Below are 26,085 nucleotides of genomic sequence, written 5' to 3'. Positions count from 1 at the left end.
CGGGTCGTGCGCAGTTCGGTCGAAGAGCTATGGGGGAGAGAAAACACGTGAAGAACAGAGCGGCTTCACCGCGGCGCAGCCGAGTCGGCCGAACCGCGCTGCCGCTGATCGCAACCATTGCGCTGGTCGGTGCCTGCGATTCCGCGGTCGGGATTCCATCCGATCAGGCCGCAGCCCCGTCGAGCAGCACGGTCGAGTCCACAACGGTCGAGTCCCCTGCCGCCGGATCGACCACCCCGGAGTCCACGGTCAGCACCCCGCCTCCCATCCCGCCCGGACCGCCCGTCGGCGAAGCCCCCGGCAATCCTTCGGCTGCCGCGGCATTGCGACCGTTCGTCAACGATCTCACCGGCGGTGGCATCGGGGTCGTCACAGCCAAATGCTGGACGGTACCGCCCACCGACATCCCGACGATGTACTTCGACGTCGGAGCAATCCTCACCGCTGTGGCTGCCCCCGCCGTCGACGGTCAGTACTCGGTGACGTGGACCGGGCCCACGGCGACGGTCGCCATCAAGCGCAGCGAGATCGCGTCCGGCTACGCCTGCCCTGCCGTCTACCCCACCGGTACCGCCCCGGTGTTCGACGCGGCAAACGCGGCGTACACCGTCGATCGTTATCTGGGTCGCATCGCCGGCACTCCGGTCAACCCCAACGACGTGGAGGTTAGCTACCCACTGGTGTGCGAAAGCCGCGGCACATGGGACCCGAACGGCACCGGGTTACCCTCTGCCCCACCTCTGGCCCAGAACCCGGCGATTCTGCCGAGCATCACCTCGTTCGATCCCGACAGCGTGTTCGTCACGGCCCAGAACGGTATCTACACCCAGGTCAATGCCGACATCATCGATGCCTCGGGGGCGTACCAGAACCGCACGTTCGTCTTGACGGTCGGCGGCGAGGGCTACTGCATCGGCGACATCGCCTGAGCCATCCCTACTTCAGGACATCGGTCCCGACGAAAGGCACCAGAGCTTCCGGGACGCGGACGGTGCCGTCGGCCTGCTGGTGGTTCTCCAGGATCGCGACGATCCAACGGGTCGTGGCCAGGGTCCCGTTGAGTGTCGCAGCGGTCTGAGGCTTGCCGTTCTCGTCGCGATAGCGCACGCCGAGACGTCGGGCCTGGAAGGTGGTGCAGTTCGAGGTCGAGGTGAGCTCGCGGTAGGCCTTCTGCGTGGGCACCCAGGCTTCGCAGTCGAACTTGCGAGCGGCCGATGAGCCGAGATCTCCGCCGGCAGTGTCGATGACGCGATACGGCAACTCGACCGCGGCGAGCATGTCCTTCTCGTACTCCAACAGCTTCTGGTGCTCGGCGGCCGCGTCCTCGGGCTTGATGTACGAGAACATCTCGATCTTGTCGAACTGATGGACGCGAATGATGCCGCGGGTGTCCTTGCCGTAGCTGCCCGCTTCACGACGGAAACACGACGACCAACCTGCGTAGCGCTTCGGGCCGTCGGCGAGATCGATGATCTCACCCGAGTGGTAGCCCGCGAGAGCAACTTCGGACGTTCCAACGAGGTAGAGATCGTCGGCTTCGAGGCGGTAGATCTCGTCTGCGTGAGCACCGAGGAAACCGGTTCCCGACATGATCTCCGGCCGTACGAGCACCGGCGGGATCATCATGGTGAACCCGTTCTTGACGGCCTTCTGCGCGGCAAGTTGCAGCAGACCCTGCTGCAGCAATGCGCCGTAGCCGGTCATGAAGTAGAAGCGTGAGCCCGAGACCTTGGCTCCACGTTCCATGTCGATCAAGTTGAGCGACTCACCGAGCTCGAGGTGGTCCTTGGGCTCGAAATCGAACTCGGGGATGTCGCCGACCGTCTCGAGCAATACGAAGTCGTCCTCGCCCCCTGCGGGCGTGCCGTCCTGAACGATGTTGGAGATCGCTCGGTGCGCCGTGTCGAGAGCTGCGTCGGCCTCGGCTTCGGCTGCCTGCGCAGCCTTCACCTTCGCGGCCAGTTCCGATGCACCGGCGAGCAGAGCAGGACGATCCTCGGCGGAGGCCTTTCCGACCTTCTTGCCCAATGCCTTCTGCTCGGCGCGCAGCTGATCTCCGGCGAGCACGGCGGCCCGGCGGGAGGCGTCGGCGTCGAGAAGGGCGTCGACGAGCGCGGGGTCCTCGCCTCGAGTGCGCTGCGAGGCGCGCACGGCGTCAGGGTTTTCGCGAAGGAATTTCAGGTCGATCACGAGAGGGAACCTTACTTGCCGAGCATCCCCAGGTAGTCCTCGCGTCCGAACATCGTGGCGGCATCGATGGCCGACGGGTGGCCTCCGTGTGGATCGGCTCCACCGTCGACGAGAACTCGCACTACGTCGTCCTCTCCTTTGAAGACCGCACCCGCGAGTGGCGTCTGACCCTTGTCGTTGGGCTTGTTCACATCGGCACCGCGCTCGACCAGCACGAGCACCGCATCGGCATGCCCGTGATACGCGGCGAGCATGACCAACGTGTCCCCGGACTCGTTGTGCAGATTCACCGGAACGCCCGCGTCCACGTAGCTCGCCAGACTGGCCGAATCGCCGGTGCGTGCCATCGTGAACAGTCGGCCGGCCAGCTCGCTGAGGTCGTCGTCACCTGTCGGGTCGCTCATGAGGACCGAACATACTCGGGCATGATGGAGGGGATGTCCGAGAACGAAACAGTCCCCCCAGAGAGCCGAGACCGGCGAACTCTCTCCGCAACCACCGCCCGACGTGGGCTTGCCATGGTTGCGGTCGGCGCAGTGCTGGCCGCGGGTGCGACGGCGTTCCTCTCCGATGGATTCTCGGCACCCGAGAAGATCACCACCCACTCGGCGGCCAGTGGGCCGGTGACCGACGGACCGGTATCGGCATCCTCGTTCGGAGCAGCCGATCCGGGCACGTGCCTGCAATGGACGCCCACCGACGATCCGGAGACCGACCGCCAGGATCTCGCCGAAGTGTCGTGCGCCGATCCTCATCGCTTCGAGGTCGCTCGCGATATCGACATGAGCGTCTACCCCGGCGTCGAGTTCGGTCCCGGTTCGCAGTACCCCGGATCCATTCGGTTCGGCCAGTTGCGTGACGAACACTGCACGGCCGCCGTCAACGGGTACGTCGGTGCCAAGTTCGATCCCAACGGACTCTTCGGTGTCGGGCTGATGTTCCCCAGCCAGGCCGGCTGGGCCAAGGGCGAGCGGACCCTGCGCTGCGGGGTGCAGATGCCGTCGAACACCGGCGCGCTGCAGGAAATGACCGGGTCGATCCTCGATCAGGACCAGTCCAAGGTCTGGCCCACGGGCACGTGCATCGGCATCAATCAGAACGTGCCGGCCGATCCGGTGGATTGCTCGGCACCGCACGCCTTCGAGGTCGCCTCGGTCATCAACCTGACGCAGCAGTTCCCCGGCGGACACCCGTCCGAGGGAGATCAGGACGCGTACCTGGAAGGCACCTGCACCGACGCCGTCAACGGCTATCTCGGCTCGGACACCGCACTGCGCGACAAAACGCTGACCCTGTTCTGGGACACCATCGACGTCGCGAGCTGGCTTGCCGGGAGCCGACAGGTGACGTGTTCGGTGGGCAAGGAACTCGATTCCGGCGGCTTCGCGACCATCGTCGGCAGTGCCAAAGGCGATATTCTGATCAACGGTGCAGCGCCTGTCCCACCGCCGTCGGCTCCTGACGGCCGCGCGCTCCCCACTCCGCTGCCCGGTGCTGCCCCGATCACCACCGGAGGCTGACATCCCCACCCACATGACTCGCGTCGACTTCGAGGAAGCCGTGTCCGACGCCCTCGACACCCTGCCGCGCGAGCTCACCGACTTCATGAACAACGTGGTCGTTCTCGTCGAGGAGGAACACCCCACCGAGGACATACTCGGGTTGTACGAGGGCATCGCGCTCACCGAGCGTTACGAATACAGCGGACACCTGCCGGACGTCATCACGATCTACCGCAAGCCGATCCTCGAGATGGTCGACGACGAGAACGAGGCACGACGCGAAATCGCCATCACGGTGGCCCACGAAATCGGGCATCACTTCGGCATCGATGACGAGCGCCTGCATCAACTGGGATTCGGCTGAGCGCATTCGCTCACCCTGCCCGCACACCCAGTTGGGATGAATGTGGGTTTCAGTCACTCAGATGGCCTGAATGGCGCATTCATCCCAACCTGGGGGGGCGACGCGGACGCTGGGCTACGCCGCAACTGCCTCTCGGCGAACAGGTCGAACTGCGCGATCGGTGAGGAACGCGAAACCCAATCCCAGGGCCAACCACAGGGTTGCCTGCGTCGCCAACGACGACAGCCGGAATTCCCACAGCAGGGTTGCCGGGAAGTCCGAGCCGACCTCGTTGATTCCGGGCAACAGTGCATAACCGATGCCGACGATCACCAGGAACGCCACGATCGGTGCGCCGGCGCGGACCGCCACCGACTGCTGCGATGCCACGACCTTCGCAACATAGATGCCGACGCCGACGGCCAGCAGTCCGAGAATCACCGAGGCCAGCCACAGCCACGTGCGCTGGGTGATGGTCTCCGGATCTCCGACGGCCGGCGGGTTGGCCGGATACTTGAAGAACGGAACTGCTTCGATGGCCAACCACCCGCCGCCGGCACCGACGAGCGCGAGGATCGAACCCGGGAGTGAGCTGAAGCGTCGGGCATAGTGCAGTACCGACGCGAAGATCGCACCGAGTGCCAGGCCTGCGAGTCCGGTGGCGAGGAACAGTCCGACGCGTTGCCCGTCCCGGCTGACGAGGGCGTCCTCGTCTCCATGTGAGTGAGCGGCGGTCGCGTCTGCGTCGGCGTGATGTGCCTCGCCGGTCGACTCCTCGATGGAGATGGCCGAGTCGATGTGCGGTTCACCGACGACGAAGGCGACGGCTCCCGCGAGCAGACCGGCGACGAGTCCGGCGAGCAGCCCTCGCACCAGCAACTGAGTGAAGGTTCCGGTCAGTGGCATGGCAGGCCCAGCAGGTGGCGGCCGTCGTGCATCAGTTCGTGCATGTACATGCCACTGCGGGAGATTGCGCCCTGATCGAATCCGACGAGATAGAGCACGACGAACGCGAGCAATATGGTTGCGGCGACGATGACGGCGAGGGCAGCCGACTCCGTCGTATTACTGGGGGAATGGGTGATTGCCATGGGTGTCCTCCTGGGATATGCGTCCCGTAGTCCCTTCCGAAGAGAAGGGACGGCCATGCGATGTACGAGTTTTCTGGCTCTCGAATTCGGACATATGCCCGACGTCGATCACAGTGGCGCAACCGTTCCGGATTTTCACCGGATTACCTGCGTACATCGCGTCTAACCTGCGAACTGTGGCACCGAACACGACGCCGTGTCAATCGCTGTCGGGACCGACCGCAGCACGATGCCGGAACAACACCTGCGCCACAATGACACCAGGCTGCGCCACAATGACACGGTGCCTGCGCCCGTGACCCGACTGACGTTGGTGAGCCACGCCAGAACCGCCGCGATGCGCACCGGCCGATTCCCCGGCGACGAGCCACTCGACGACGCCGGGCTGCGCGACCTCGCCGCAGTGACCGACATTCCCCGAGCCGACCGCGTCCTGTGCGGCCCGGAATCCCGATCGATATCCTCTGCGCGGGCTTTCGGCACCGACATCTCGGTCGAACCCGCGTTGGCCGACATCGCCTACGGTCGGTGGTCCGGACTCGAGATGACCGATCTGCCCGACGCCGACGCGATGGCGTGGCTGAACGATGCGGCCTTCGTGCCGCCGGGGGGCGAGTCTCTGGTCGCATTGTTCTCGCGCGTTCGGACGTGGCTCGACGACGTCGGTTCGACGCCCGGTCGCACGCTGGCGGTGACCTCACCCGCCGTGATTCGGGCGGTGGTGGTGCTGGTGTTGGAGGCTCCGGTTCGGTCGTTCTGGCGGGTCGACGTCTCGCCGCTGAGCCGGACGTCCGTCAGCCGTCGCGGCGGCCCGTGGACGATCGGTGCGGTGGCCGAGAAGTCGATCTGACTATTTCTCGGATCGATGGAACCAAACCGAGCACGATGGCGTCCTACCTACCGACAGTGGAAGTTCTTCGATCAGGGGGCGTGGCTCATGACCGTCATCAAGGTTGATCCGGTGGCACTGCAGCTCGCCGCTTCGGAGCTCGATGCGGTCGCCGCCAGGTTGCAGGCCGCCGTCACCGCGACGGCGATCCCCGTGCGGCCACTACCGCCGGGCACAGACGAGGTCTCTCTGCTCACCGAACGATTCTTCGGCACCGCGGCCGACACCTTCGGACCGGCTGCAGCACAGGGTATTTCAGAGCTACAGCGTGCCGCCGAGGAACTCCGGAAGCAGGCAGCGGACTACGTGGCCACCGACGACGACACGGCAGGCGGTCTTCCCGGCCTACCCGGCATCTGACGCTCGTTACGAACTCGACTGCACCACAACAAACGACGCAGGGCTCGAACATCATGGGGGCTAGAGGATGACGCTCGGAGTAACAGGTGTGGTGTGGCTACCGCGCACGGCAACGGGAAATTCGACCCGACTGCTCGGGCCGGGTCCGGTGCCGTTGCACGTCGCCGGCGGCGCGTGGGGTTCGGTTGCTGCCGCGTTCACGGAGGCGTCGGCGAGTATCGCCGCTGTCACCGCGGCGTTGACCGCCGGGTGGGAGGGCGAGTCGGCCCTCCTCGCTCAGGCCGCACTCGCACGTTTCGCAACGTGGACCGGCACAACGGCATTGAAAGCGGCCGCGCTGTCGGTCGAGGCCCCCGCCGCCGGGACCACCTACGGCGTGGCCCTGGCAACCATGCCGTCGCTGGTGGAGATCGGCGTCGTGCAGGCCGCCAAGGTCACCGCTGCGTCCACGGGCGGCGCGCTGAACGGCAGCTACGAGGCAGCCGAGGTGGCAGACCGGTTGCTCGACATCCGAGCGGCCCTGGTGATGGAGGGCTTCGAGCTGGTCAACTCGCACCGCATCGTCAAGACCACCTTCGATCATCCGCCCGCCATCGTGTCCGATTCCGGCAGCGGCCTCGGAAAGTTCGCCAACGCCGTGATGACCTCGCCCGTCCAGGCTGCGATCGGCGGCCTGATGGCGGCAACACAGAATCCCGGAGTCGCCGCAGCCGCCGGCCAGATCGGTAGCGCTGCCACCTCCATCGCCAGTACCGGTGCGTCCACGGTGGCCACCGCCGCGTCCAACATCGGGTCGACGGTCCTGTCCGGCGGATCCGGAGTGGGCGGCGGCCACGGATTCGCGCCCGGCGGTTCGGCGTCTCTCGCGGTCGACCCGGCCTCCACCCGTCCGGTCTCCTTGGGTGCCGGAGGTGCTGGCGGTGCCGGCCTGACGGGCTTCGGCGGTGCCGGGATGCCCGGGTCCTCATTGGGTCCGGGCGGTGGCAGTTCGGCCGGCAGTGGTGCGGCGCTTTCCGGTGCGGGCCAGGGCGGTGCGTTCGGTGCATCCACCGGGTCCGACGGCGGGCTCGCTCAGCGTGGAACCGGCGGTGCGGGCGCTCCGGCGTCGGGCACGCGCGGGCAGGCCGAGGACGACGAACACGAGACCCCGGACTACCTCAAACAGTTCGAGCACTTCGCCGACGGCCGTACCGTCGCACCGTCCGTCATCGGCGCGGATCCGGCCCTTCCTGCACCCGATACCAGCGGAAACGGCCGTTGATCGACTTGGGAACCGTGCCGGTGGGCCACACGCTGCCGAACGCTGTGCTCGGTGTGGACGAGATGGACTTCCTGGTCGACGAGCTGTCCATCGCCGAATTACCCGTTGTCCTCGACGTGTTTCCGCGCTTCGACGACGCCACTGCCCGAGATCGCGCCCTACGTCGTGGCTGCGCCGCACTGGACAACGCCGGCCTGTTCACCGGCGGCCGGGTTCACGAGGATCTGCAGCAGTGGTTGCGGGTACTCGAACAACCACACTGGTACGTCTCGGCGCGCATCTTCGACCCTGAAAGTACCGACAACGACAAGCCGGCCCCCACGACCCGGATCTGCGTTGCGTCCGACGACCGGATCACGGTCTCCGCGGTGCGGCGCGAGGACGTCGTCGGGATAAGGGTCATCCTCGGCGACCCGGCCCGAAACCTCGCCGCGACGATCGGTCCTGCTACGCCCTTCGACCCCGGCATCATCAACGCTCCCACTGCATTGCTGGCCGAGGCCCTCGACGCCGCACCGAGCGATGTCGGAGCAACCGCATCCCGCCTGAGCCGCATCGGAATAGCCGACGACCGGGCCGTGGCCCTGGCCTCGGCCTTGGCCACGTGCGCAGGCAGAACCGAGATCACGGCCGTTGCGCCCAGACACGGCACCCGGCACGTGGCCGGTAGACCCGTCGCCCTGTTCGACACTCGAGCCGGACGCATCGTTGCCACCTCCGCCCTGGCCGCCGACGGCACGTCCTGGACCTCGTTGACCGGTGCCACGGACCGCAAGGTGACGGTGGCTCTGACCGAGTTGATCGAGTCGGCTCGAGAACTCCGGCTCAGCTGATCGGGTTGTCGGCCTTATCGCTGCCCTGGCCCTCGAACGGCGGCAGGAATTTGCCCCACTTTCCGCAGGCCCAACCCCCGCCGGGCAGCGGCAGCAGCTCCACCGTCTGGGTGTTGTCGAGATGGTTGTCGGCCGCGAACGTGCCGTCGACGCCTGCCAGTACGGCCGCGACCAATCTGATGGCGGCACCATGGCTCACGACGACGACATCGCCGGCCGTGTCGTCGCCCAGATACTGCGCGCGTAGGGCGTCGAGCACCGGGACGTAGCGTTCGAGCACCGAGTGCCCGCTGTCTCCGCCCGGCACCGTCGCAGCCAGATCGCCGGTGTGCCAGCGATGGAAGTACTCGGTGAACTCCCGATGCGCATCGGGGTCGTCTCGGCCTTCCATGTCTCCGGCGTAGGTCTCCTGAAGTCCTTCGGCCACGACGAGGGGAACGCCGGTCGAGCGCTCGATGTAGCCGGCAGTTTGCTTGGCGCGCAATGCAATCGAAGAGACCAGGACGGCGGGCGGGTGCCCTACCCAGGTCTGCGCGTAACTCTCGGCCTGCTGGTGACCGAGCTCGGTCAACTCCGCTCCGGGCGGGGCGGTGTCCAAGATTTTCGCTACGTTCGCGACTGTCTGGCCGTGCCGCACGAGGATCAACTTCCCCATCACAGATCACCGCGTCCGGCACGAATGTCGCTGAGCCACTGCACGTGTTCGTCGATGGGCGGCGGCACCGATCCACCCGTTCCCGTTGCGATGGGCCAGGATCCGAGGAACCGCAGTGGCATCTTGCGGTGGAATGCCGACAGCGCCTCGGCCACGAGCGGATCGTCGATGTGCCCTGCGCAATCGATGAAGAATCGATAGGTGCCGAATTGCGAACGCGTAGGACGTGATTCGATGAACGTCAGGTCGATGTTGCGAATACCGAACTCGGCCAACGCTGCAGGCAGGGTGCCCGGGTCGTTGGGCGGCTCCAACACGACGGCGGTGCGGTCCGCACCGGTGCGGGGAGCAACCGGCCGAGGTGGTGTCACCAGCACGAAGCGAGTTCGCGCACCCTCGACGTCGATGACGCCGTCGGCCAATGTCGGCAGCGACAGGCGTTCACCGGCCAACCGCGTCGACACCGCCGCATCGGCGATCCCGGCAGCAACATCTTCTGCCGCACCGGCATTCGAGGACGCAGAGTGAATCCCGGCATGGGGCATGGCGGCCTGCAGCCATTGGCGAACCTGGTTCAGCGCAATGGGGTATGCACTGATGGTGCGGGCCGAGTCGAGCGTGACGCCGGGTCGACCGAGAATGGTGAAGGCCACCTCGATCTCGGTCTCGGCGACGATCTGCAACCGTCGCCCCTCGGACAAGGCGTCGAGGGTCGGCGGTACCGCGCCCTCGATGGAACTCTCGATGGGGACCACGGCCGCGTCGGCCACACCCGAGCGAACGGCCTCGAGTGCCGCGGGCGGGCTCGCTGCCGTCACCCGATCGACGGCACCATCCCACTCGACGGCACCATCCAGACCGACGGCGGCGATGGTCCCGAGCTTTTCGAACTGCGCCAGCGCCATCTCCGTGAACGTTCCGGATGGGCCGAAATAAGCGATGCGAGGCACGCCCCGAGGTTACGTTGTCGACGTCTACGACGCGATCAAACCGACCTCGACGAGCCGTGCGCGGGCACCGGCGGCATCGGCGATCTCGATACCGAGAAGCACCTCACGCACCGCCTCGGCGGCCTCCGGGATCAGGGCTCGCAGCGCGGCGACGTTCGGGGCGGCCAAGGCGGCGCTGATGTCGTCTCCGCGCAGGGATGCCACGGTCGCCGCGAGTATCGCCAGGACCTCGTCGCCGGTGTCAGCGCGGGCGACCAGCCCGACGTCTGCATGGGAGACCACGGCGAGCACGTCGGCGATGCGTCGCGGGGTGTCGGCGACGCTGATGCCCGGAGTCCGGTGCGCGAACACGACGGTCTCCGCGGTCTCGGCCACGTCGATGGCGTCGAACACCGGGAAGACGACCACCGGCGAGGGCAACCGCAGCGCGAGTGCATCGGCAAGATGCTCGGCGGGGGCGTCCACGTCGAATCGGACTACTTCGTAGCCGCCGGTCCGACTCGCACGGAGTTCGTCCGGGTCGATATCGAGGTGCACCACGATGCGTCCGAGATCGGCCGTGTCCGTACTCGCAAGCAAGGTCGACGCTCGGACGACGGCCGGGCCGTACTCATCCCCTCGGGGGGCGGCGTTCAGCTCGCCGGCATCGGAGCAGATCGGCAGCAGTAACCCGTGCACGAGTGCGTTCGGGTCGGGTCGGTGTGGCACACCGAGGGTCAACGGAATCGGCACGCCTTCACCGTAGCCCCGGGATGCTCTTGCGATCCTCGCCACACCGGTATAACTTAGGGACGCATTACTTAGGCATGCCTCACCTACTCGGCAGCTCGATCGCATCGGAGGAGCCCATGCTCGGCGCAACCACCACCACCGGACCGTCCACTGCCGAACGCGTGCGCAGTGCCTGCATGCGCGCCGAGGGTGCCGCCCTGGCCATCGACGGCAGCGACCCGCTCATCACATCCCTGCACCACCTGCGCCCGAACGGCGAGATGATCCTGGCCGTCCGCACCGACTCTCTCGACGGTGCGAACACCTGGCAATCCACGCGGTCAGGCATTCCCGCCGTCCTCGAACTCACCGATCACGCACCACTCGCACTGCGCGAACCGGTGCGATCGCTGGTGTGGCTGCGGGGCGATCTACGTCCGGTACCGGAATCGCTGATGCGTCCCATGGCCGGAGCCGTGGCCGCAGAACACCCGCACCCGGCGCTGCTCGACGTCGGCCACACCACCTCGCTGATGCGGCTGATCGTCGGCTCGGCAGTGGTCGCAGACAGTACCGGCGCGGAACCCGTCGACGTCGAATCCCTGCTGGCGGCAGAACCCGATCCTTTCTGGGAGATGGAGACCAGCTGGCTCGAGCACCTCGATTCCGACCATCCCGATTTGCTTGCCCAACTGTCTCGACGCCTCCCGCCATCGCTGCGTCAGGGTCGAATCCGTCCGCTCGGGATCGATCGCTACGGTATTCGGCTGCGCATCGAGAGCGACTGCGGTGACAACGACGTCCGCCTGGGATTCGCCGAGCCCGTCGACGACGTCCTCTCGCTCAGTCGCGCCCTGCGCGTACTCGCCGGTTGCCCGTTCCTCAACGGCCTGCGCGCCCGCGGCTGACGCCCCAGCGCACAAAAAAGGGCAGACTCGTGCGGTGATCGACTTCAAGAGCTGGTTGACGCCACCGCCGCCGGAGCGCACCGCTCCCCTGCCCGACGCTCGCGAGCGCACGACCATCAAGGTCGAGATCGCAATCGTGCTGCTGGTGACGTTCGGCCTGAGCGGAATGAGCAGCATTCTCTCGCTCGTCGAGGACGCCCTGCAGACCGCCGCCCTGTCCGATCAGACCGTGGCACTGAACTCGTCACGGTCGAGCTTCAGCCTGATCGATCTGTTGTTCCAACTGCTGAGCATTCTGCGGTTGTGCGCATGGGGCGGGCTGGGTCTGTACCTGCTGTGGCGAGCCGACCTGGCACCGCGGGCGATCGGACTGGCCAGACCGCGCCTGAAGATCGACCTCGGTCACGGCGTCGGACTGGCGGCGTTGATCGGGCTGCCCGGGCTTGCGCTGTATCTCGTCGGCAATGCTCTCGGCTTCAATCTGAACGTCGTCCCGAGCGCCCTCGACGACCACTGGTGGCGCGTGCCGGCCCTGATCATGTACGCGCTGGCCAACTCCGGTGCCGAGGAGATCATCGTCGTGGCGTACCTGATCTCCCGGCTGCGCAGACTCGGGCTCGGTGAGAACGCGTCGCTGCTGTGTTCATCGCTGCTGCGCGGGAGCTACCACCTCTATCAAGGGGTAGGCGGAGGCGTCGGAAACTTCCTGATGGGCTTGGTCTTCGGCCGCTACTGGCAGCGCACCGGAAGGCTCTGGCCGCTGCTGATCGCGCATGCTCTGATCGATATCGTCGCCTTCGTCGGCTACGCACTCCTGCGCGAACATCTGTCGTGGCTCCCCTGAATCCAGACGCGATCCACGTCCGAGGAACCGTGGTCTCCCCGCGCCGACGGCTACAGTCGATTCGTGAACGACGACGATCGCTACGGACGGCACGGCGCGCCGGACCGGCGCACGCCGCCTCCCGGTCGCACCCCGCCCGGCCCACCTCCCGCGAGTCGCCATGGCCGGCCTGATCCAGCAGCCCGGCCCGGCCCAGGTCAACCCCGCCCCGCAGGGCAACCCGCCCCCGCCCCCCAGCCCGGTCGCGCCGGAGGGCAGCCCCCGCAGCAGCCACCCGGCCCGCGACCCCCCAGACAACAGCCACCCAGACAACAGCCGCCCACTCAGCAACCACCCGCCCAGCGGCCCTATCGACAGCCGTCCGGGCAACAGCCGCCCCCTCCTCGGGGGTATCGCCCGGGCCAGCCGCCACCCGAACGCGACCCACGCCGGTACAACCCCGAACCGCCTCGACGTCCGGAGCCACGGGGCGAGCGTCCGGAACGTGGCCGATCGGTCCCTCCTGGACCGGTTCCGGAAGGCACCGAGTTCATTCGGCGCGACGGTCGACCGATCCCCGGACCGGCACCTTCAGCCGCAGCGCAGCAGGCATGGTCCCAAGCACCGGAGGCCGGCCCGCGCGATTCGACGCGTCAGTACTCACCAACTGCGGAGGAGCAGCAGGGCCGCACCGGGTATGCCCCGCGCCAGCAGCCGGAGCCGTACACCGAGGAGCGCAGACAACCTGCAGCGCCGGCACAGCGCCGACCGGAACCCGCCAGGCCGCAACCGGCTCGACCACAACGAGATTCACGTCCACCCAAGGCCGCGAAGCCGCGCAAGCGCAGACGCTGGGGTCGCCGCTTCCTGATCGTGTTGCTCGTTCTCGTGCTGGGAATCGGCGGCGCCGTCTACTACGTGGACAGTTCGTTGACACGGGTCGACGCCCTCACCTCGTACCCCGGTCGCGTCGGAGACACTCCGGGCACCAATTGGCTGCTCGTCGGGTCGGATTCACGGGCAGGTCTGACGCCGGAGCAGGAGGCCGCGTTGGCCACCGGCGGCGAGGTGGGCCCGAGCCGCACCGACACGATCATTCTGATCCACGTCCCCGAGGGCGGCGGCGCGACCACGATGGTCAGCCTGCCTCGAGATTCCTACGTGTCGATTCCGGGCAACGGGGAGGACAAGCTCAACGCGTCCTTCGCATTCGGTGGACCGTCACTGTTGGTGCAGACGGTCGAGGGTGCAACCGGGGTTCACATCGACCACTACGCCGAGATCGGCTTCGGCGGCTTCGCCGGGATCGTCGACGCTGTCGGCGGGGTGAACGTGTGCGTACAGAACGCGATCGACGATCCGTTGGCGGGCATCAACATTCCCGCCGGCTGCCAGGACCTGACCGGGTCCGAGGCTCTCGGTTTCGTGCGATCCCGCGCGACCGCGTTGGCCGATCTGGACAGGATGAACAACCAGCGAGCATTCATGTCCGCACTGCTCGAAAAGGCCACCAGCGCATCGACTTTCCTCAACCCACTGAAGCTGTGGCCGCTGGTGTCGGACACGGCGTCGTCGCTGAGCGTCGACGAGGGAGACCACATCTGGAACCTCGCCGGTCTGGCCTGGGCAATGCGCGGAGGCCCGGTGACCACGACGGTACCGGTCGGCGGATTCCAGGACTCCGACGTCGGAAATGTGCTGTTGTGGGACGACACCCGCGCACCGGCATTCTTCGACGCCATCGCCCAGGATCGCGAGATCCCACCGGATCTGCTGACCGGCGGCCCCTGAGCGGCAGGCGTGAGCGGTAGGCGGGAGGGGAGCCTGCGGAACGACCCTGGGTTGTAGGTTGAGGACCATGACACCGTCGTCTGTCCAGCCCGCCGCGTCGTTCCACGATCTGCTCCGCGCTCAGGTGCAGCACGAGTTCACCGCATCGCAGCAGTACGTTGCGATCGCGGTGTGGTTCGACCGAAACGATCTGCCGCAGCTGGCCACACGCTTCTACACCCAGTCCGCCGAAGAGCGTCGGCACGCCATGATGATGATCCGGTTCCTCATCGACAATCGACTCGACGTCGACGCGTCGAGCATCGGCGACGTGGTGACGGCGTTCGAGTCGGTGGTCGAACCGGTGGAACTGGCACTCGCACAGGAGACGACGGTGACCGAGCAGATCACCGCGCTCGCACGCGCTGCCCGGGCCGAGGGCGACTACATCGGTGAGCAGTTCACTCACTGGTTCCTCGCCGAGCAGGTCGAGGAAGTGGCGGCGATGCAGAGTTTGCTCAACATCGTCCGGCGGGCCGAATCCAACCTGTTCGACATCGAGCAGTACGTCGCACGAGAGATCGGTGGATCGGTGATCCGCGCCACCAATGCCCCGAAGGAGGCCGGGAGCGCGTAGCGTGCGCCCTGCTCAGAGCGGACATTTAGGATCCACTGTATTAGGCTACGTTCGCCTCATTAAGGTTCGACTTGGATGACAGGGCCCTCTGACCAGGCATATTGTCCTAGTCATGAGCGTCGATATCAAAGAAACCAGCCACACCAAGTTCCACGCACTTCTTCGCGACCAGATTCGCAACGAGTTCAACGCCTCGCAGCAATACATCGCCACCGCTGTCTACTTCGCGAATGTCGATCTGCCGCAGCTGGCCCAGCACTTCTACGCGCAGTCGGTCGAAGAGCGCAACCACGCGATGATGATCGTGCAGTACTTCCTCGATCGCGACATCACGGTCGAGCTGACCGGCGTCGACGCGTCGAAGTCCGTCTTCACCGATCCTCGTGAGGCCATCGCACTGGCGCTGGCGCAGGAAGAGACCGTCACCGAGCAAATCATCGCGCTGGCCAGCACCGCACGCGAAGAGGGCGACTACCTCGGCGAGCAGTTCATGCAGTGGTTCCTCAAGGAGCAGGTCGAGGAAGTTGCCAGCATGAAGACGCTGCTCAACATCGCAGATCGCGCGGGCCACAACCTGTTCGACCTCGAGCAGTTCGTTGCCCGTGAGATGAACACCAGCGTGGTCGCCGACGCAGGTGCACCCACCGTTGCCGGCGGATCGCTGTAGATCTCGCCGCAAGTAGCGCGCTCATACGGGTGGCCGCCCGAACAAGGAATCTTGTTCGGGCGGCCACCCGTTGTGCGTTTCCATGCACTTCTTCTCGGCCGCGTATTCCGGCCGGGAGCGGTCAGCGCAGCGTGACCTGACGACCGCGCAAACCATCACGGGAGCGCAGCTGCGCTGCCGTGAGCGGAGCGTCCACGGCGAGAGCTTCGTTCAGCTTCTCTCCGAATTCCTTTGTGGGCGCAGCCCATTCGGTGGGATGCATCTCGGGATCGAGATCGAACACCGGCACCAGCAATCCGTGCGTACGGAACGAGCCGGCGTAGCGCGATCCCTCGCCCAGGTGCAGATCGCCCGCAGCATGCAGCCGGGCGAGAGCGAGCATCACATCGTCTTCGCTCTCGGGTCGAACCCAGCGGATGTGCGCCTTGTCGCCCGCATCCACCCACCAGGCCGCGACGACGCCGTCCGCTTCGATCCGAGCCGACGGCATGATCGCCTGGTTCGCACGCTCGACGGTGGCAGTCACATCGGCTGCAGGAGTGGCACTTTCGGGAATCCACCAGTTGAAGTCCTGATGGACGGTGATCTCGAGCAGCGCGGAGGCGTCGAGCACCTCGGTCAAGGCGGGAGTGTTCTCGTCCACCTTCGAGGCTTCCAGAGACTCGCCGGCCGGTGCAGTCGAGACCCAGCCCAGAGCGCTACTGATATCTGCTGCAACGTCTTTCGACTGCGTCTGCACCTGGAGGCCGACAAATCCCTCGACGATATCCGCTTCTTCGCGCACCAGCGCCGCGACGGCTCCGGGCAGCACGGTCGCCAGCGTGATGGTGCGTCCGTCCACGCTGATCGGCGCGGTGGCCGTCGCCGACGGGACGAACTCACGCAGCGCTACCAGATCGCATTCGGCGGCGAGTCCCTCGAACGGGCGGGTCGACGCCGACTCGATGCTCGCGCGTTCGGCCTCACGCTGGGCCAGCTTCGCCGCTCGGTTGCTGTCCTGCTTCGGTCCACTGTTTCTTTTGCTCTTACCCACGCCCGAAAACCTACACGTTCTTCGATTCGAGCCAGGCTCGCGTTCGGCCGGGGTGATTGGTGGCGATCCACCCGACACCGAGTTCGCGGCACAGGTCCACGTCCTCTTTCTCGTCGACGGTCCACACGTAACTCGCCCGGCCCGACGCGGCGGCGCGGTCGATGATGCTCGGGTGTTCGCGCAGCGCACGAATGGAGGGACCGACCGCAGTGGCACCGACGGTCGTCGCCGCTCCCCCGCCGAGGTAGTGCGAGCTGTCACCGAGGAGCACCGTCGGGAGCATCGGGGCAGAACGCCTCACGCGCCAGACCGCCGAGGGCGCGAACGACATGATGACCGCTCGCGAGTGGTCCGCCGATGCGGGCGAACCGATCCCGAACGTGTGCAGCTCCTCGAGTACCGCGCTTTCGATCAGCGAGCCGTAGCGCACGGGATGCTTGGTTTCGATGAACAGCTTGACCGGCTTGCTGGTCCAGTCCAGCACCAGAGCAATGAGATCGTGCAGGGTCAGGAGCTCCGCGGGCTCGTCGGGGTCGCCGTAATCGAGCTTGGCGAGGTCCTCGAAGTTCATCTCGCTGACGATTCCGGTGCCGTTCGAGGTTCGGTCGACACGGCGGTCGTGCACGCACACGATTCGACCGTCCTTGGTCAGTCGTACATCGCACTCGACGCCGTCGGCTCCCTCGCGCAGCGCCAGGTCGTAGGCCCCGAGGGTGTGTTCCTTCTTCGCCGCCGACGCACCGCGATGGGCGACGACGAGCGGGCCGCGGCGATCGGGACTCACGACGCCGTCACCGCCTCGGGCTCGGGCTCGACGGACTCGTTCTCCGGGCGCTCGGTGCCGGTGGCCTTGGTGCCCGTGGCTTTGCTACCGGTCGCCACGACCCAGCGGGTAGGACGCGCCAGGGCCGATCCGCGCAGCGTGCGGCCCTCGAATCGGCGCATCACCGCCAGGGTGAGCACGGCCGAGCCCGCAGCTACTGCGGCGACGAACGCCGACAGGAGAACTCCATCGGCCCGGGCTTGCAGGCTGTTCTGCAGATTCCACAGCAGCTGGACGACCACCAACGCGTTGCTCGCAGCCCAGACACCCCACCAGATGCGAACCAGAAACAGCTCGCGGTGCACGTCGGCCTCTGTGTCACCCCGCAATCGGGCCAGCTCGGTGAGATACACCCCCGGCATGACGATGCGCACGACCGGCAGCATCGACAACAGCAACATCCACCGCAGCGACCGTGGCTCGGTCGCGCCTGCTGCAGCGAAGGCGAGCCGACGCTGCCGGATCAACCAGCACGACGAGCCGACGAGAGCGAACAGACCGACGACGAGCGAGCCCACCTGAGCGAAATACACCAACGCGTCGGATACGGCCAGGGTGATCGGCGAGACGAGCCGGGTGCGGTTGTACAGCAGAATCCCGTAGCGAAACGCCTCGGCGAACGCGCCGAGAGTCAGCAGCAGCGCGGTGACCAGGACGAGCAACTGAGCGTTGGCGGCGTACTGCTCGACGCGTCCCACCGGCCGATCCGCCGCCGGGTCGCGCGGGATGTCGCGCAGGCCCCACGCGGGCGTCGATTCGTAGCGCGGCGTCGGCGTCGGGCCTGCGGTTCGAGTGGTGCGAGCGGATGTCGAGCGCGAGGTCGCGGGGCGGGCGACCCAGCGGAAGTTTCGTCGACCCTGAGCTGGCGCTTGGGCCGAGACCGGGGAGAGCAGGACGCCATGGCAGCGGGGGCACCAGGTGCCCGGTCGTGCACCGACCGCCCATCGAGTGCTGCAGCGGGCGCAGACCTGGAACGCCTGTGCGCGTCCCCGCGGAGCCGTCATCTAGATGATTCTCGGTTCGTGGGAGTCGTCGTCGCGCTCGATCGGTCGGCCCGCGTCCTGCCAGGCAAGCATCCCACCGTCGACGTTGATCGCATCGAAACCCACTCGGTTCAGATATTCGACGACACGAGCCGATCGGCCACCGGCTTTGCAGACGACGAAGACCTCGGATTGATTGTCGATCTCGCCGGAGCGGGACGGGATGTCACCCATCGGGATGTGGACGGCATCGGGCGCGTGGCCGGCCTGCCACTCCTCGGGTTCACGAACGTCGAGCAGAACTGCCGTCTCGGGAAACGGCACCGGGAGTCGGGCGACGGTGACGGCGGGCGGCTGCTCGGGATGAGACACACCTCGATCTTGTCACGGCTTCGCGCGGGGCTGCCACCCGTGTCACGGCTTCGCGCGGGGCTGCCACCCGTGTCCCGACCACCCGCGTGACGCATCACTATGACCTACGTCACTCAGGCCACAGAAGTTATCCACAGTATCCACAGGTTGATGCACAGAATCGGGGCCGGTGCCGGTTTCTATCCACAGGTCAGGGCATCGAGTCGGTCTTGCGGTGTATCGAATACCAACCCGGGCTGTGGATCGATGGTGATTTGACACAGCAACCGTCTGCGGTCCTGTGGCGTCGCTGTTTAGGCTGTCGAACATGACTAACCCGCCGCAGGTCGTTCCGCAGGCTCCCCTCCCGTCCGTAGAACTGCGCGTCTTCACCGAACCGCAACAAGGTGCTACATACGACGACCTCCTCCGCGTTGCGAAGGCAGCCGAGGAATTCGGTTACGGCGCGTTCTTCCGATCCGACCACTACCTCGCAATGAGCGGCGACGGCGGTCCCGGACCCACCGACGCGTGGATCACGCTGGCCGGTCTGGCTCGCGAGACGTCGGCCATTCGGCTCGGCACACTCGTCACCTCTGCTACCTTCCGCTACCCCGGGCCGCTTGCCATCAGCGTGGCTCAGGTCGACGCCATGAGCGGCGGCCGCGTCGACCTCGGCCTCGGAGCCGGCTGGTTCGAGGACGAGCACAAGGCCTACGGCATCCCGTTCCCGCCGCTCGGTGAGCGGTTCGACCGACTCGAAGAGCAACTCGCCGTCATTACCGGACTCTGGGACACCCCCGTCGGCGACACGTTCTCGCACGACGGCACGCACTACCCCGTCACGAACTCCCCGGCGCTTCCGAAGCCGGTGCAGACCCCGCATCCACCCATCGTCATCGGCGGCGGCGGAAAGAAGCGCACCCCCGCGCTCGCCGCAAAGTACGCCGACGAGTTCAACATCCCCTTCGCTTCGCTGGCCGACACCGAGACACAGTTCGGTCGCGTCCGCGCTGCCTGCACTGCCGCCGACCGCGATCCGGACTCCCTCGTCTACTCCAACGCCCTCGTCCTGTGCTGCGGCCGCACCGAAGAAGACATCGCTCGACGCGCCGCCGCCATCGGCCGTGAAGTGTCGGAGCTACGCGAGAACGGTGCAGCAGGCAGCCCCGCCGAACTGGTCGACAAGATCGGCAGCTTCGGAGCCGTCGGGGCCACCCGGGTGTACCTGCAGACCATGGATCTCACCGATCTCGATCACCTCGAACTCGTCGCTTCGGAGGTTCTCCCTCAGCTCTGAGTGCCCACCGACTTCCGCCCGCCCGAGTCCACTCGATGTGCCATTGACCCCCGAAAAGGCAACCAAATGTCACATCGAGTACCGACGGGGGGTGCGCTCAGGCAGCGGATCGAGCACGCAGGTGCGCGTAGGTCGAGCTGATACGCCGCGCCGCGGGCAGTTCGATCCAGCGATACATGATTTCGGCGAGCACCGCCGTGCCGGCGAGGAAGGCCAGCACGGCGGCGCTGGGGCCCAGGTGCGGCTCGACGGTGGCGTAGATCCGGTAGAGCACGAGGGTGTGGATCAGATAGATCGCGTAGCTACGGGTGCCGATCCAGTGGACGACGGGCCAGCGGGTGACAGGTCCGTCGTATCGCGCCAGGATCAGGACGGTTCCGGTGATGACCAGCAGGGTCCACAGGTAGGTGTCGCCCATCCAGAAGGTGTGGACGTCGATGGCGAGTCGGATGACTTCGATCTGCGCGATGACTCCGAGGACCACCCATCGCCAGCCGACCAATTTCGCCCAGCCGAGGTAGATGATCTGGCCGAGGAAGAGAGTCGGTAGTACGCCCGCAACCTTCGTCAGGAACGGCATTGTGTAGGGCTGCGGCAGGTAGAGGTTGTAGGCGATGACCACAGCGCACAATGCGGCTCCGACCAGCGGCACCACCATGGGCCTGGTACGCAGCACCCCGCGCATGGCGACGCAGTAGAGGTAGAACACGATCTGCACGGCGAGTGTCCAGGTGACGCCGAGGACGGCGACTTCGGGTCGGAGAAAGAAGCCGCCGAGGAAGAAGCTGAGCACGGCCTCGCCGTTGGTGATTCCGGGTTGTCCGCTGAACATCCCGTTGAGGCCGAGCTTGACGAGGACGACGGCCAGTGCGACGGCAACCCAGAGTGCAGGGACCAGGCGGGCGAGACGCGCGACCATGAAGTCCCGACGCGAGTGCCGCATCGCCGATCGGGTGATCAGCAGGCCGGTGAGGAGCATGAACATACCGACACCGACGAACGACAGGTGCAGGTTCAGTCCCGTGTCCTCGATGAGAACCGTGTTGACCACGTCGATCACCCACCAGCCACCGCCGATGTCGTCGATCAGATAGAACGAGATGTGTGAGTACAGGACTGCGAACACCGCGATGACGCGAAGGAGGTCGGCACCGTTCATCTGAACTCGGGGCGCGGTGACCGGCTCCGTGACGGCGGAGTTCTCGACCGTGTTTCGGCTCGGTCGGTCCCCTTCCACACCCGCGAGTTTAGGTTCCGTTCATCTTCAGGACCAATCCAGACCCGCTCCGCAACTGTTTCGTGATATTCGGAGCGAATTCACAGAGTGAGTATCCGACTGTCTTGTTCACGTGAATTTATTCCGAGAAAAGCATCTCGGTTACAACGGTTGCACAAGGGGTACTAATGAGATTGGGTTGAACCCTACGAAAGATCCGAAGTAGGACGAACGTGCCCGCATCACGCGATGGGTACGGCGTCGTTAGAGAAGGGAACCACGTGTCCGAGTACACCTTGCCCGACCTTGATTTCGATTACTCCGCCCTCGAGCCGCACATCTCGGGCGAGATCAACGAGCTTCACCACTCCAAGCACCACGCCACCTACGTCGCAGGCGCGAACACCGCGCTCGAGAAGCTCGCCGCAGCGCGCGACAACGAGGATCACGGCAGCATCTTCCTGCTGGAGAAGAACCTCGCGTTCCACCTCGGTGGTCACGTCAACCACTCCATCTGGTGGAAGAACCTCTCGCCCAACGGTGGCGACAAGCCCGAGGGCGAACTCGGTGCCGCGATCGACGACCAGTTCGGTTCGTTCGACAAGTTCCGCGCACAGTTCACCGCTGCCGCCAACGGCCTGCAGGGCTCCGGCTGGGCCGTCCTGGGTTACGACTCGCTGGGCAAGAAGCTGCTCACCTTCCAGCTCTACGATCAGCAGGCCAACGTGCCGCTGGGCATCATCCCGCTGCTCCAGGTCGACATGTGGGAGCACGCCTTCTACCTGCAGTACAAGAACGTCAAGGCCGATTACGTCAAGGCGTTCTGGAACGTCGTCAACTGGGCCGACGTTCAGGCTCGTTTCGAGGCCGCCACGTCGAAGACCCCGGGTCTCATCTTCCCGTAGTCACTTCGTCTGGTGAGGGCCGGTGCGCATCTGCGCACCGGCCCTCTCGGGTTTCGAAACCCGGTTGGCACTCTCCCCATCTTGTGTGCCAGCCGTTTTCGGGTCATCCTTCTCCTTACCCAACGTCGTGTGCCCGGCTTCTGCCTCGTACCTGTCTGGGAGGGATGCGCAATGGACGATCGAAATCTCATCGGTGTCTCGCCTTTTCACGCCGCCGGTCTGCTGCGCGGATTCGTGATCTCCGGCCGTTGGCCCGACACCACCAAGGAGTGGGCCCAGTTTCTGGCGCTGGCCGTACGGGTTGCGTCCATGCCGGGCCTGTTGGCGACGTCGACGGTGTTCGGGGTACGGGAGGAGTTGCCCGAGGATCCCGAGCCGGGGACGGTCGGCCTGGTGGTGGCCGAGGGACCGGTGATCGGCGATTTCGCGTTGGCTCCCGGACGGTTCTCGGCCCGTCAACCGGCCGCATTGCTGATGCTGCATCCACCGTCGGAGACAACGCCCTCACTCCCGGAGTGTGCCGGTGCTGCGTCCGGTTGCGTTCTGCTGCCGGGTCTTCCGCATCTCGGTCTCGATCACCGGGCTGCGTGGGTGGAGGCCGAGTCCGACGGCACCGTGACATCGATGGTCAGTCGCGTCGGGCTGGACCCGATCAGCGATCCCGACACCGCAGTTTTGGCAATGCTCCTCGCCTCCTGACCGTTACCCTCACACGATTTTTCGGGTGCCCAAACTTATTGGCGCATTGGACAATTCGCGAAACGGCCCTTAAAGTCGTCCACAGCGAAGGGGAGTAGCCCCCAATCAACGTGTCGACATACTGGTCGTAAATCTGCGACCCGGCACCTGAACCGGTACTTCCGGTGGGCGAGACCTTCGGTCCGTTCGACGACCGAGGAGTCTGCTGTGCTGTCCGCATTGTTGTTGAGTTTCGCTGTCATTTTCGTGGCCGAGTTGGGTGACAAGTCCCAGCTCATGGCCATGACATTCGCTTTGCGCTACAAGTGGTACGTCGTCATCGGCGGCATCACGGTCGCCACGACGGTCGTGCACCTCGTATCCGTCGCGGTCGGTCACTTCCTCGGCGTGTCGATTCCCACCGAGGCGATATCGATCGTCGGCGGCATCGCGTTCGTCATCTTCGGACTCTGGACCCTCCGCGGCGACTCGTTGTCCGACGACGAAGGCGCGAAGGCCTCCCGCGTCACCAAGTCCGCCTTCCTGGCGATCGCGTCGGCGTTCTTCCTCGCCGAGCTGGGCGACAAGACGATGCTGGCAACCGTCACTCTCGCGGCCGACAACGACTGGGTCGGCGTCTGGATCGGCTCGACCATCGGCATGGTCGCGGCCGATGCGCTCGCCATCGTGGTCGGTGCGGTTCTCGGAAAGCACCTGCCCGAGCGCATGATTCAGTACGGTGCAGCAATCCTGTTCTTCGTCTTCGGTGCCGTCCTGTTCTTCGAGGGCCTGATGCCGGGCACATCCGCGCCGTACATCGCGGCCGCAGTGGTCGTCGTGATCTCGGCAGTCGTGGTCGCGTTCGTTCGATACTCCCGGACGAGGTCAGCGCAGAAATTCGAGCAGCAGACCACCACCGAAGACGCCTGACCTTGGTTTACACTCCTCCCTCGGAGGGGTGAATGTACATAGAGCAGCAGGTGGCGGGTGCCGATGCGGCGCACCGTTCCACGGATCGACTCATCAGAATCATCGGCCGTTTCGTCGGTGTCGGCTATGGGGCATACCTGCTGCTGCTCATCCCGGATATCGCACGCACCGGTAGCCTCGCACCCGGATGGTGGACTCCAACGGCAGTGATTGTAGTGTTCGGCACAGGCTTCGCCTTCGCGGCCTCCACCTTCCACCCGAGCGTCGGGTTCATTCGTGTTGCCGGTTCCATCGCCGCCCTGGCGTTCCCCATCATGGCCCTGCTGTGGTGGGTGGCCTGGGACGGCACGACGTTCGATCGAGCGGGGACGTTTCTCGCCGCGTTTCCCGGGTTGGCAGCACTCGCCGCTGCAACAGTGTGGCAACCCATTCCGGCGTTCGCCCACATGACCACATCGGTTGTTATCGTTCAGCTCACCAATCAGGCTGTGCGAGAACCATTTCCGCGTAGCAATGTGGTTGCAGACATCGTTTTCGCGATGATGTTCTGCACGGTGTTCGTGGCGGCCACACTCGCCGCGGTACGCACCGGGCGCATTCTCGACGCCACCATCTCCGAAGCACACAACGACGCGGCACGGGCTGCGGCAACGTCCGCGCGCGAGGTCGAGCGGGAGCGGTTCGACGCGTTGATCCACGACGAGGTCATGTCCTCCCTCCTCGCCGTTGCGCGCCATGGCCGCACCCCGAGTCTGGCGCGGCAGGCCCGGTCGGCGCTCGCCCATCTGGACGACCTGACCACAGGTACCGTCTCCGACAGTTTCTCCGCGGACGAGGCTCTGGCTCAGCTTCGTTCTGCCGCAACGACGGTCGACGAGTCGATCGAATTCACCGTTCACGTGGACGAGCTCGAACAACCCGAGGAATACCCGGCCGACGTCGTCAGATCCGTCGCTGCCGCTCTCGCAGAGGCGCTGCGCAACAGCCGAATTCACGCACGGGGATCGAAAAGGTCGGTTACCGCCGAGCTGGCTTCGTCGATGATGCAGGTCACCGTGCAGGACGACGGAATCGGCTTCGATCGACGCTCGGTTCCGCCCCACCGACTGGGCGTGGCCGTCAGCATCGAAGGCAGGATGCGCCAGCTGGTCGGCGGATCCGCCGACATCGAATCCTCCGCCGCAGGCACCACTGTGCGACTTGGCTGGAAGCGATGAACGGAGCGGACGTTCGTGATCTGCTGTCGATGAAGTCGACAGCCGCATACGCGGTTGCCGGATTCTTCGTCCTCGCGTGCCTGACGTGCGCATCCTCGACCCTGACCGGGGTGTCGGCAGTGTGGCCCGAATACGTAGCGGTGGTCGTGCTCTCGGCTGCGGTCATCCTCTTGCTCCGAGCACCGGGTGACCCACCGAGTGTGCGGTCGACCGCATTCATGACCGCATCGGGCCCGATCGCAGCCGCACTGGTTTTTGCAGTGGTGCCGGTCCCACTCGCCGGGAGCCTGCAGACATGGCCCTTGGGGATGCCACTGGTGATCTACACCTTCATGTGTGTCCGCGGGCGCACCCTGGCCGCGTGGCTCGGGCTCGCTCTGACCATGTCGGTGGCCATCGGATGGGCGGTCCTGACCGGTCAAGGAATCCTGTACGGACTCTCGTTCAGCGTCATCAACGTCGCGCCGCTGTTGATGGCGACATTCTTCGCGTTCACCATCCGCCCACTGGCCGCAGCCATCTTCGAGCTGCGCAAGCAGTCGACGGTGCGCATCGCGTCCCAGGCCGCCGCGGCTGCCGTCCTCGAGGAACGCGACGCGCGGCTGGCCAGTCTCGACGCCCTGGCGCGTCCGCTGCTTCAGCGCATCGCCGACGGTCCCGATCTCACCGACGAGGAACTACTCGGGTGCGTGTTGCTCGAAGCGGAGCTCCGCGATTCTCTGCGCGCCCGCGGTCTCGTTCGACCGAACCTCGCTCGCGCAGCGAGATCCGCCCGGGCACGAGGGGTCGAGGTGATGATGCTCGACGACCGCGCCCCGGCCACGCTGGACGACGACGCACGTGACCGCATCGTGGCCGCCGCGTCGAACAGCCTGGACGGTGCCCACGCCGGGTCCGTCACGGTTCGGCTCCTCCCTGCCGGACGCGCTGCCGCGGCGACCGTTCTGCTCGACGACCTCGGTGACGGTGCGCTGCGCATCGAGTACGACGACACCGGTCGAATCAGGGGCTGAACGCCGGGTTTGGACCGAGACCGGCGTGGTTACTCTTCGGCGGACC

30 protein-coding genes are annotated in these 26,085 nt (G+C 66.0%); 18 read left to right on the top strand and 12 right to left on the bottom strand.

Annotation, left to right across the window (positions count from 1 at the left end; translation table 11 throughout):
• Positions 1 to 47 precede the first annotated feature (47 nt).
• Entirely contained in the window at positions 48 to 929 is an 882-nt protein-coding gene (locus AC5WEY_RS05425; RefSeq protein ID WP_495644991.1) for a hypothetical protein, read from the top strand.
• A gap of 7 nt (positions 930 to 936) precedes the next feature.
• Here the strand turns inward: AC5WEY_RS05425 and serS are convergent, their stop codons facing one another.
• Together serS and AC5WEY_RS05415 are read right to left on the bottom strand one after the other, a co-directional pair.
• Complete coding sequence (serS, locus tag AC5WEY_RS05420) at positions 937 to 2,190, bottom strand: serine--tRNA ligase (RefSeq protein WP_495644990.1); 1,254 nt, start codon at positions 2,188 to 2,190, stop codon at positions 937 to 939.
• 11 nt (positions 2,191 to 2,201) lie between these two features.
• Positions 2,202 to 2,594: an ankyrin repeat domain-containing protein gene (locus AC5WEY_RS05415; protein WP_495644989.1), complete on the bottom strand. Its 393-nt coding sequence runs from the start codon at positions 2,592 to 2,594 to the stop codon at positions 2,202 to 2,204.
• A 33-nt stretch (positions 2,595 to 2,627) separates the two neighbouring features.
• On the opposite strand from AC5WEY_RS05415, the gene AC5WEY_RS05410 reads away from it, so the two are divergent.
• Both AC5WEY_RS05410 and AC5WEY_RS05405 read left to right on the top strand, forming a co-directional pair.
• Positions 2,628 to 3,710, top strand: a complete 1,083-nt coding sequence (locus tag AC5WEY_RS05410; RefSeq protein ID WP_495644988.1) for a septum formation family protein — start codon at positions 2,628 to 2,630, stop codon at positions 3,708 to 3,710.
• A 13-nt stretch (positions 3,711 to 3,723) separates the two neighbouring features.
• Positions 3,724 to 4,056, top strand: coding sequence for a metallopeptidase family protein (locus AC5WEY_RS05405; RefSeq protein ID WP_082073870.1), 333 nt, complete (start codon positions 3,724 to 3,726; stop codon positions 4,054 to 4,056).
• A gap of 114 nt (positions 4,057 to 4,170) precedes the next feature.
• Here the strand turns inward: AC5WEY_RS05405 and AC5WEY_RS05400 are convergent, their stop codons facing one another.
• Both AC5WEY_RS05400 and AC5WEY_RS05395 read right to left on the bottom strand, forming a co-directional pair.
• A complete protein-coding gene (locus AC5WEY_RS05400) occupies positions 4,171 to 4,941 on the bottom strand; it encodes a CbtA family protein (protein WP_495644987.1) in 771 nt (256 codons plus the stop codon).
• Entirely contained in the window at positions 4,932 to 5,126 is a 195-nt protein-coding gene (locus AC5WEY_RS05395; RefSeq protein ID WP_032381168.1) for a CbtB domain-containing protein, read from the bottom strand. Before AC5WEY_RS05395 ends, AC5WEY_RS05400 begins: the two co-directional genes overlap by 10 nt.
• A gap of 283 nt (positions 5,127 to 5,409) precedes the next feature.
• Between AC5WEY_RS05395 and AC5WEY_RS05390 the strand changes: the two genes are divergently transcribed.
• The 4 genes from AC5WEY_RS05390 to AC5WEY_RS05375 all read left to right on the top strand — a co-directional run bounded on the left by AC5WEY_RS05390 (position 5,410) and on the right by AC5WEY_RS05375 (position 8,469).
• On the top strand, positions 5,410 to 5,976 hold the full coding sequence (locus AC5WEY_RS05390; protein ID WP_495644986.1) for a histidine phosphatase family protein: 567 nt from the start codon (positions 5,410 to 5,412) through the stop codon (positions 5,974 to 5,976).
• A gap of 87 nt (positions 5,977 to 6,063) precedes the next feature.
• On the top strand, positions 6,064 to 6,375 hold the full coding sequence (locus AC5WEY_RS05385) for a PE family protein (protein ID WP_495644985.1): 312 nt from the start codon (positions 6,064 to 6,066) through the stop codon (positions 6,373 to 6,375).
• A gap of 67 nt (positions 6,376 to 6,442) precedes the next feature.
• Positions 6,443 to 7,636, top strand: a complete 1,194-nt coding sequence (locus tag AC5WEY_RS05380; protein WP_495644984.1) for a PPE domain-containing protein — start codon at positions 6,443 to 6,445, stop codon at positions 7,634 to 7,636.
• Positions 7,633 to 8,469, top strand: a complete 837-nt coding sequence (locus AC5WEY_RS05375; protein ID WP_495644983.1) for an ESX secretion-associated protein EspG — start codon at positions 7,633 to 7,635, stop codon at positions 8,467 to 8,469. Before AC5WEY_RS05380 ends, AC5WEY_RS05375 begins: the two co-directional genes overlap by 4 nt.
• Here AC5WEY_RS05375 and AC5WEY_RS05370 read toward each other — a convergent pair.
• Genes AC5WEY_RS05370 through AC5WEY_RS05360 form a run of 3 tightly spaced genes read right to left on the bottom strand, consistent with a single transcriptional unit; the run spans position 8,462 to position 10,806 of the window.
• On the bottom strand, positions 8,462 to 9,127 hold the full coding sequence (locus tag AC5WEY_RS05370) for a histidine phosphatase family protein (protein WP_495644982.1): 666 nt from the start codon (positions 9,125 to 9,127) through the stop codon (positions 8,462 to 8,464). The two genes, AC5WEY_RS05375 and AC5WEY_RS05370, sit on opposite strands and share 8 nt — an antisense overlap.
• Positions 9,124 to 10,074 carry a prephenate dehydratase gene (pheA, locus tag AC5WEY_RS05365; protein WP_495644981.1) on the bottom strand — a complete coding sequence of 317 codons (951 nt, stop codon included), beginning with the start codon at positions 10,072 to 10,074 and terminating at the stop codon, positions 9,124 to 9,126. The genes AC5WEY_RS05370 and pheA overlap by 4 nt, the downstream gene beginning before the upstream one ends.
• A 24-nt stretch (positions 10,075 to 10,098) precedes the next feature.
• Entirely contained in the window at positions 10,099 to 10,806 is a 708-nt protein-coding gene (locus AC5WEY_RS05360) for a hypothetical protein (protein ID WP_495644980.1), read from the bottom strand.
• Positions 10,807 to 10,922: 116 nt separating this feature from the next.
• On the opposite strand from AC5WEY_RS05360, the gene AC5WEY_RS05355 reads away from it, so the two are divergent.
• From AC5WEY_RS05355 to AC5WEY_RS05335, 5 genes are all read left to right on the top strand, one after another.
• On the top strand, positions 10,923 to 11,693 hold the full coding sequence (locus tag AC5WEY_RS05355) for a DUF2470 domain-containing protein (RefSeq protein WP_495645535.1): 771 nt from the start codon (positions 10,923 to 10,925) through the stop codon (positions 11,691 to 11,693).
• Between the two features lie 34 nt (positions 11,694 to 11,727).
• The gene (locus tag AC5WEY_RS05350) at positions 11,728 to 12,537 is read left to right on the top strand and encodes a CPBP family intramembrane glutamic endopeptidase (protein ID WP_495644979.1); all 810 of its coding nucleotides are present in this window, start codon (positions 11,728 to 11,730) and stop codon (positions 12,535 to 12,537) included.
• A 531-nt stretch (positions 12,538 to 13,068) separates the two neighbouring features.
• On the top strand, positions 13,069 to 14,307 hold the full coding sequence (locus AC5WEY_RS05345) for an LCP family protein (protein WP_495645534.1): 1,239 nt from the start codon (positions 13,069 to 13,071) through the stop codon (positions 14,305 to 14,307).
• A gap of 67 nt (positions 14,308 to 14,374) precedes the next feature.
• Entirely contained in the window at positions 14,375 to 14,923 is a 549-nt protein-coding gene (locus AC5WEY_RS05340; RefSeq protein WP_495644978.1) for a ferritin, read from the top strand.
• A 112-nt stretch (positions 14,924 to 15,035) separates the two neighbouring features.
• Positions 15,036 to 15,590 (top strand): ferritin, encoded by a 555-nt coding sequence (locus AC5WEY_RS05335; protein WP_057477335.1) that lies wholly within the window; start codon positions 15,036 to 15,038, stop codon positions 15,588 to 15,590.
• 121 nt (positions 15,591 to 15,711) lie between these two features.
• Here AC5WEY_RS05335 and AC5WEY_RS05330 read toward each other — a convergent pair whose 3' ends face one another.
• Genes AC5WEY_RS05330 through AC5WEY_RS05315 form a run of 4 tightly spaced genes read right to left on the bottom strand, consistent with a single transcriptional unit; the run spans position 15,712 to position 18,801 of the window.
• Complete coding sequence (locus tag AC5WEY_RS05330) at positions 15,712 to 16,623, bottom strand: DUF5926 family protein (protein ID WP_495644977.1); 912 nt, start codon at positions 16,621 to 16,623, stop codon at positions 15,712 to 15,714.
• Positions 16,624 to 16,633: 10 nt separating this feature from the next.
• The gene (locus AC5WEY_RS05325) at positions 16,634 to 17,407 is read right to left on the bottom strand and encodes a glycerophosphodiester phosphodiesterase (RefSeq protein ID WP_495644976.1); all 774 of its coding nucleotides are present in this window, start codon (positions 17,405 to 17,407) and stop codon (positions 16,634 to 16,636) included.
• The gene (locus AC5WEY_RS05320) at positions 17,404 to 18,450 is read right to left on the bottom strand and encodes a DUF4328 domain-containing protein (protein WP_495644975.1); all 1,047 of its coding nucleotides are present in this window, start codon (positions 18,448 to 18,450) and stop codon (positions 17,404 to 17,406) included. Before AC5WEY_RS05320 ends, AC5WEY_RS05325 begins: the two co-directional genes overlap by 4 nt.
• Entirely contained in the window at positions 18,451 to 18,801 is a 351-nt protein-coding gene (locus AC5WEY_RS05315) for a rhodanese-like domain-containing protein (protein ID WP_057477339.1), read from the bottom strand.
• A 307-nt stretch (positions 18,802 to 19,108) separates the two neighbouring features.
• Between AC5WEY_RS05315 and AC5WEY_RS05310 the strand changes: the two genes are divergently transcribed.
• Positions 19,109 to 20,080 (top strand): LLM class F420-dependent oxidoreductase, encoded by a 972-nt coding sequence (locus AC5WEY_RS05310; RefSeq protein ID WP_495644974.1) that lies wholly within the window; start codon positions 19,109 to 19,111, stop codon positions 20,078 to 20,080.
• 97 nt (positions 20,081 to 20,177) lie between these two features.
• Here AC5WEY_RS05310 and AC5WEY_RS05305 read toward each other — a convergent pair whose 3' ends face one another.
• A complete protein-coding gene (locus tag AC5WEY_RS05305) occupies positions 20,178 to 21,239 on the bottom strand; it encodes an acyltransferase family protein (protein ID WP_495645533.1) in 1,062 nt (353 codons plus the stop codon).
• 338 nt (positions 21,240 to 21,577) lie between these two features.
• On the opposite strand from AC5WEY_RS05305, the gene AC5WEY_RS05300 reads away from it, so the two are divergent.
• From AC5WEY_RS05300 to AC5WEY_RS05280, 5 genes are all read left to right on the top strand, one after another.
• Positions 21,578 to 22,201, top strand: coding sequence for a superoxide dismutase (locus AC5WEY_RS05300; RefSeq protein ID WP_057477341.1), 624 nt, complete (start codon positions 21,578 to 21,580; stop codon positions 22,199 to 22,201).
• Positions 22,202 to 22,372: 171 nt separating this feature from the next.
• The gene (locus AC5WEY_RS05295) at positions 22,373 to 22,900 is read left to right on the top strand and encodes a hypothetical protein (RefSeq protein ID WP_032380926.1); all 528 of its coding nucleotides are present in this window, start codon (positions 22,373 to 22,375) and stop codon (positions 22,898 to 22,900) included.
• A gap of 207 nt (positions 22,901 to 23,107) precedes the next feature.
• Positions 23,108 to 23,809: a TMEM165/GDT1 family protein gene (locus tag AC5WEY_RS05290; protein ID WP_495644973.1), complete on the top strand. Its 702-nt coding sequence runs from the start codon at positions 23,108 to 23,110 to the stop codon at positions 23,807 to 23,809.
• Positions 23,810 to 23,841: 32 nt separating this feature from the next.
• A complete protein-coding gene (locus tag AC5WEY_RS05285) occupies positions 23,842 to 25,026 on the top strand; it encodes a sensor histidine kinase (RefSeq protein WP_495644972.1) in 1,185 nt (394 codons plus the stop codon).
• Positions 25,023 to 26,039, top strand: a complete 1,017-nt coding sequence (locus AC5WEY_RS05280) for a DUF8320 family protein (protein ID WP_495644971.1) — start codon at positions 25,023 to 25,025, stop codon at positions 26,037 to 26,039. Before AC5WEY_RS05285 ends, AC5WEY_RS05280 begins: the two co-directional genes overlap by 4 nt.
• Positions 26,040 to 26,085: the final 46 nt, after the last annotated feature.

The organism is Rhodococcoides sp. S146-33 (genome assembly GCF_059489205.1).
This window is presented reverse-complemented; position numbering and strand designations above follow the sequence as displayed.

Excerpts from the sequence above, each read along its gene's own strand:
- AC5WEY_RS05415 (WP_495644989.1), bottom strand. The coding sequence starts at position 2,594 with ATGAGCGACCCGACAGGTGACGACGACCTCAGCGAGCTGGCCGGCCGA.
- AC5WEY_RS05410 (WP_495644988.1), top strand. The coding sequence starts at position 2,628 with ATGTCCGAGAACGAAACAGTCCCCCCAGAGAGCCGAGACCGGCGAACT.
- AC5WEY_RS05405 (WP_082073870.1), top strand. The coding sequence starts at position 3,724 with ATGACTCGCGTCGACTTCGAGGAAGCCGTGTCCGACGCCCTCGACACC.
- AC5WEY_RS05400 (WP_495644987.1), bottom strand. The coding sequence starts at position 4,941 with ATGCCACTGACCGGAACCTTCACTCAGTTGCTGGTGCGAGGGCTGCTC.
- AC5WEY_RS05395 (WP_032381168.1), bottom strand. The coding sequence starts at position 5,126 with ATGGCAATCACCCATTCCCCCAGTAATACGACGGAGTCGGCTGCCCTC.
- AC5WEY_RS05385 (WP_495644985.1), top strand. The coding sequence starts at position 6,064 with ATGACCGTCATCAAGGTTGATCCGGTGGCACTGCAGCTCGCCGCTTCG.
- AC5WEY_RS05380 (WP_495644984.1), top strand. The coding sequence starts at position 6,443 with ATGACGCTCGGAGTAACAGGTGTGGTGTGGCTACCGCGCACGGCAACG.
- AC5WEY_RS05355 (WP_495645535.1), top strand. The coding sequence starts at position 10,923 with ATGCTCGGCGCAACCACCACCACCGGACCGTCCACTGCCGAACGCGTG.
- AC5WEY_RS05340 (WP_495644978.1), top strand. The coding sequence starts at position 14,375 with ATGACACCGTCGTCTGTCCAGCCCGCCGCGTCGTTCCACGATCTGCTC.
- AC5WEY_RS05335 (WP_057477335.1), top strand. The coding sequence starts at position 15,036 with ATGAGCGTCGATATCAAAGAAACCAGCCACACCAAGTTCCACGCACTT.
- AC5WEY_RS05320 (WP_495644975.1), bottom strand. The coding sequence starts at position 18,450 with ATGACGGCTCCGCGGGGACGCGCACAGGCGTTCCAGGTCTGCGCCCGC.
- AC5WEY_RS05310 (WP_495644974.1), top strand. The coding sequence starts at position 19,109 with ATGACTAACCCGCCGCAGGTCGTTCCGCAGGCTCCCCTCCCGTCCGTA.
- AC5WEY_RS05305 (WP_495645533.1), bottom strand. The coding sequence starts at position 21,239 with ATGAACGGTGCCGACCTCCTTCGCGTCATCGCGGTGTTCGCAGTCCTG.
- AC5WEY_RS05295 (WP_032380926.1), top strand. The coding sequence starts at position 22,373 with ATGGACGATCGAAATCTCATCGGTGTCTCGCCTTTTCACGCCGCCGGT.
- AC5WEY_RS05285 (WP_495644972.1), top strand. The coding sequence starts at position 23,842 with ATGTACATAGAGCAGCAGGTGGCGGGTGCCGATGCGGCGCACCGTTCC.
- AC5WEY_RS05280 (WP_495644971.1), top strand. The coding sequence starts at position 25,023 with ATGAACGGAGCGGACGTTCGTGATCTGCTGTCGATGAAGTCGACAGCC.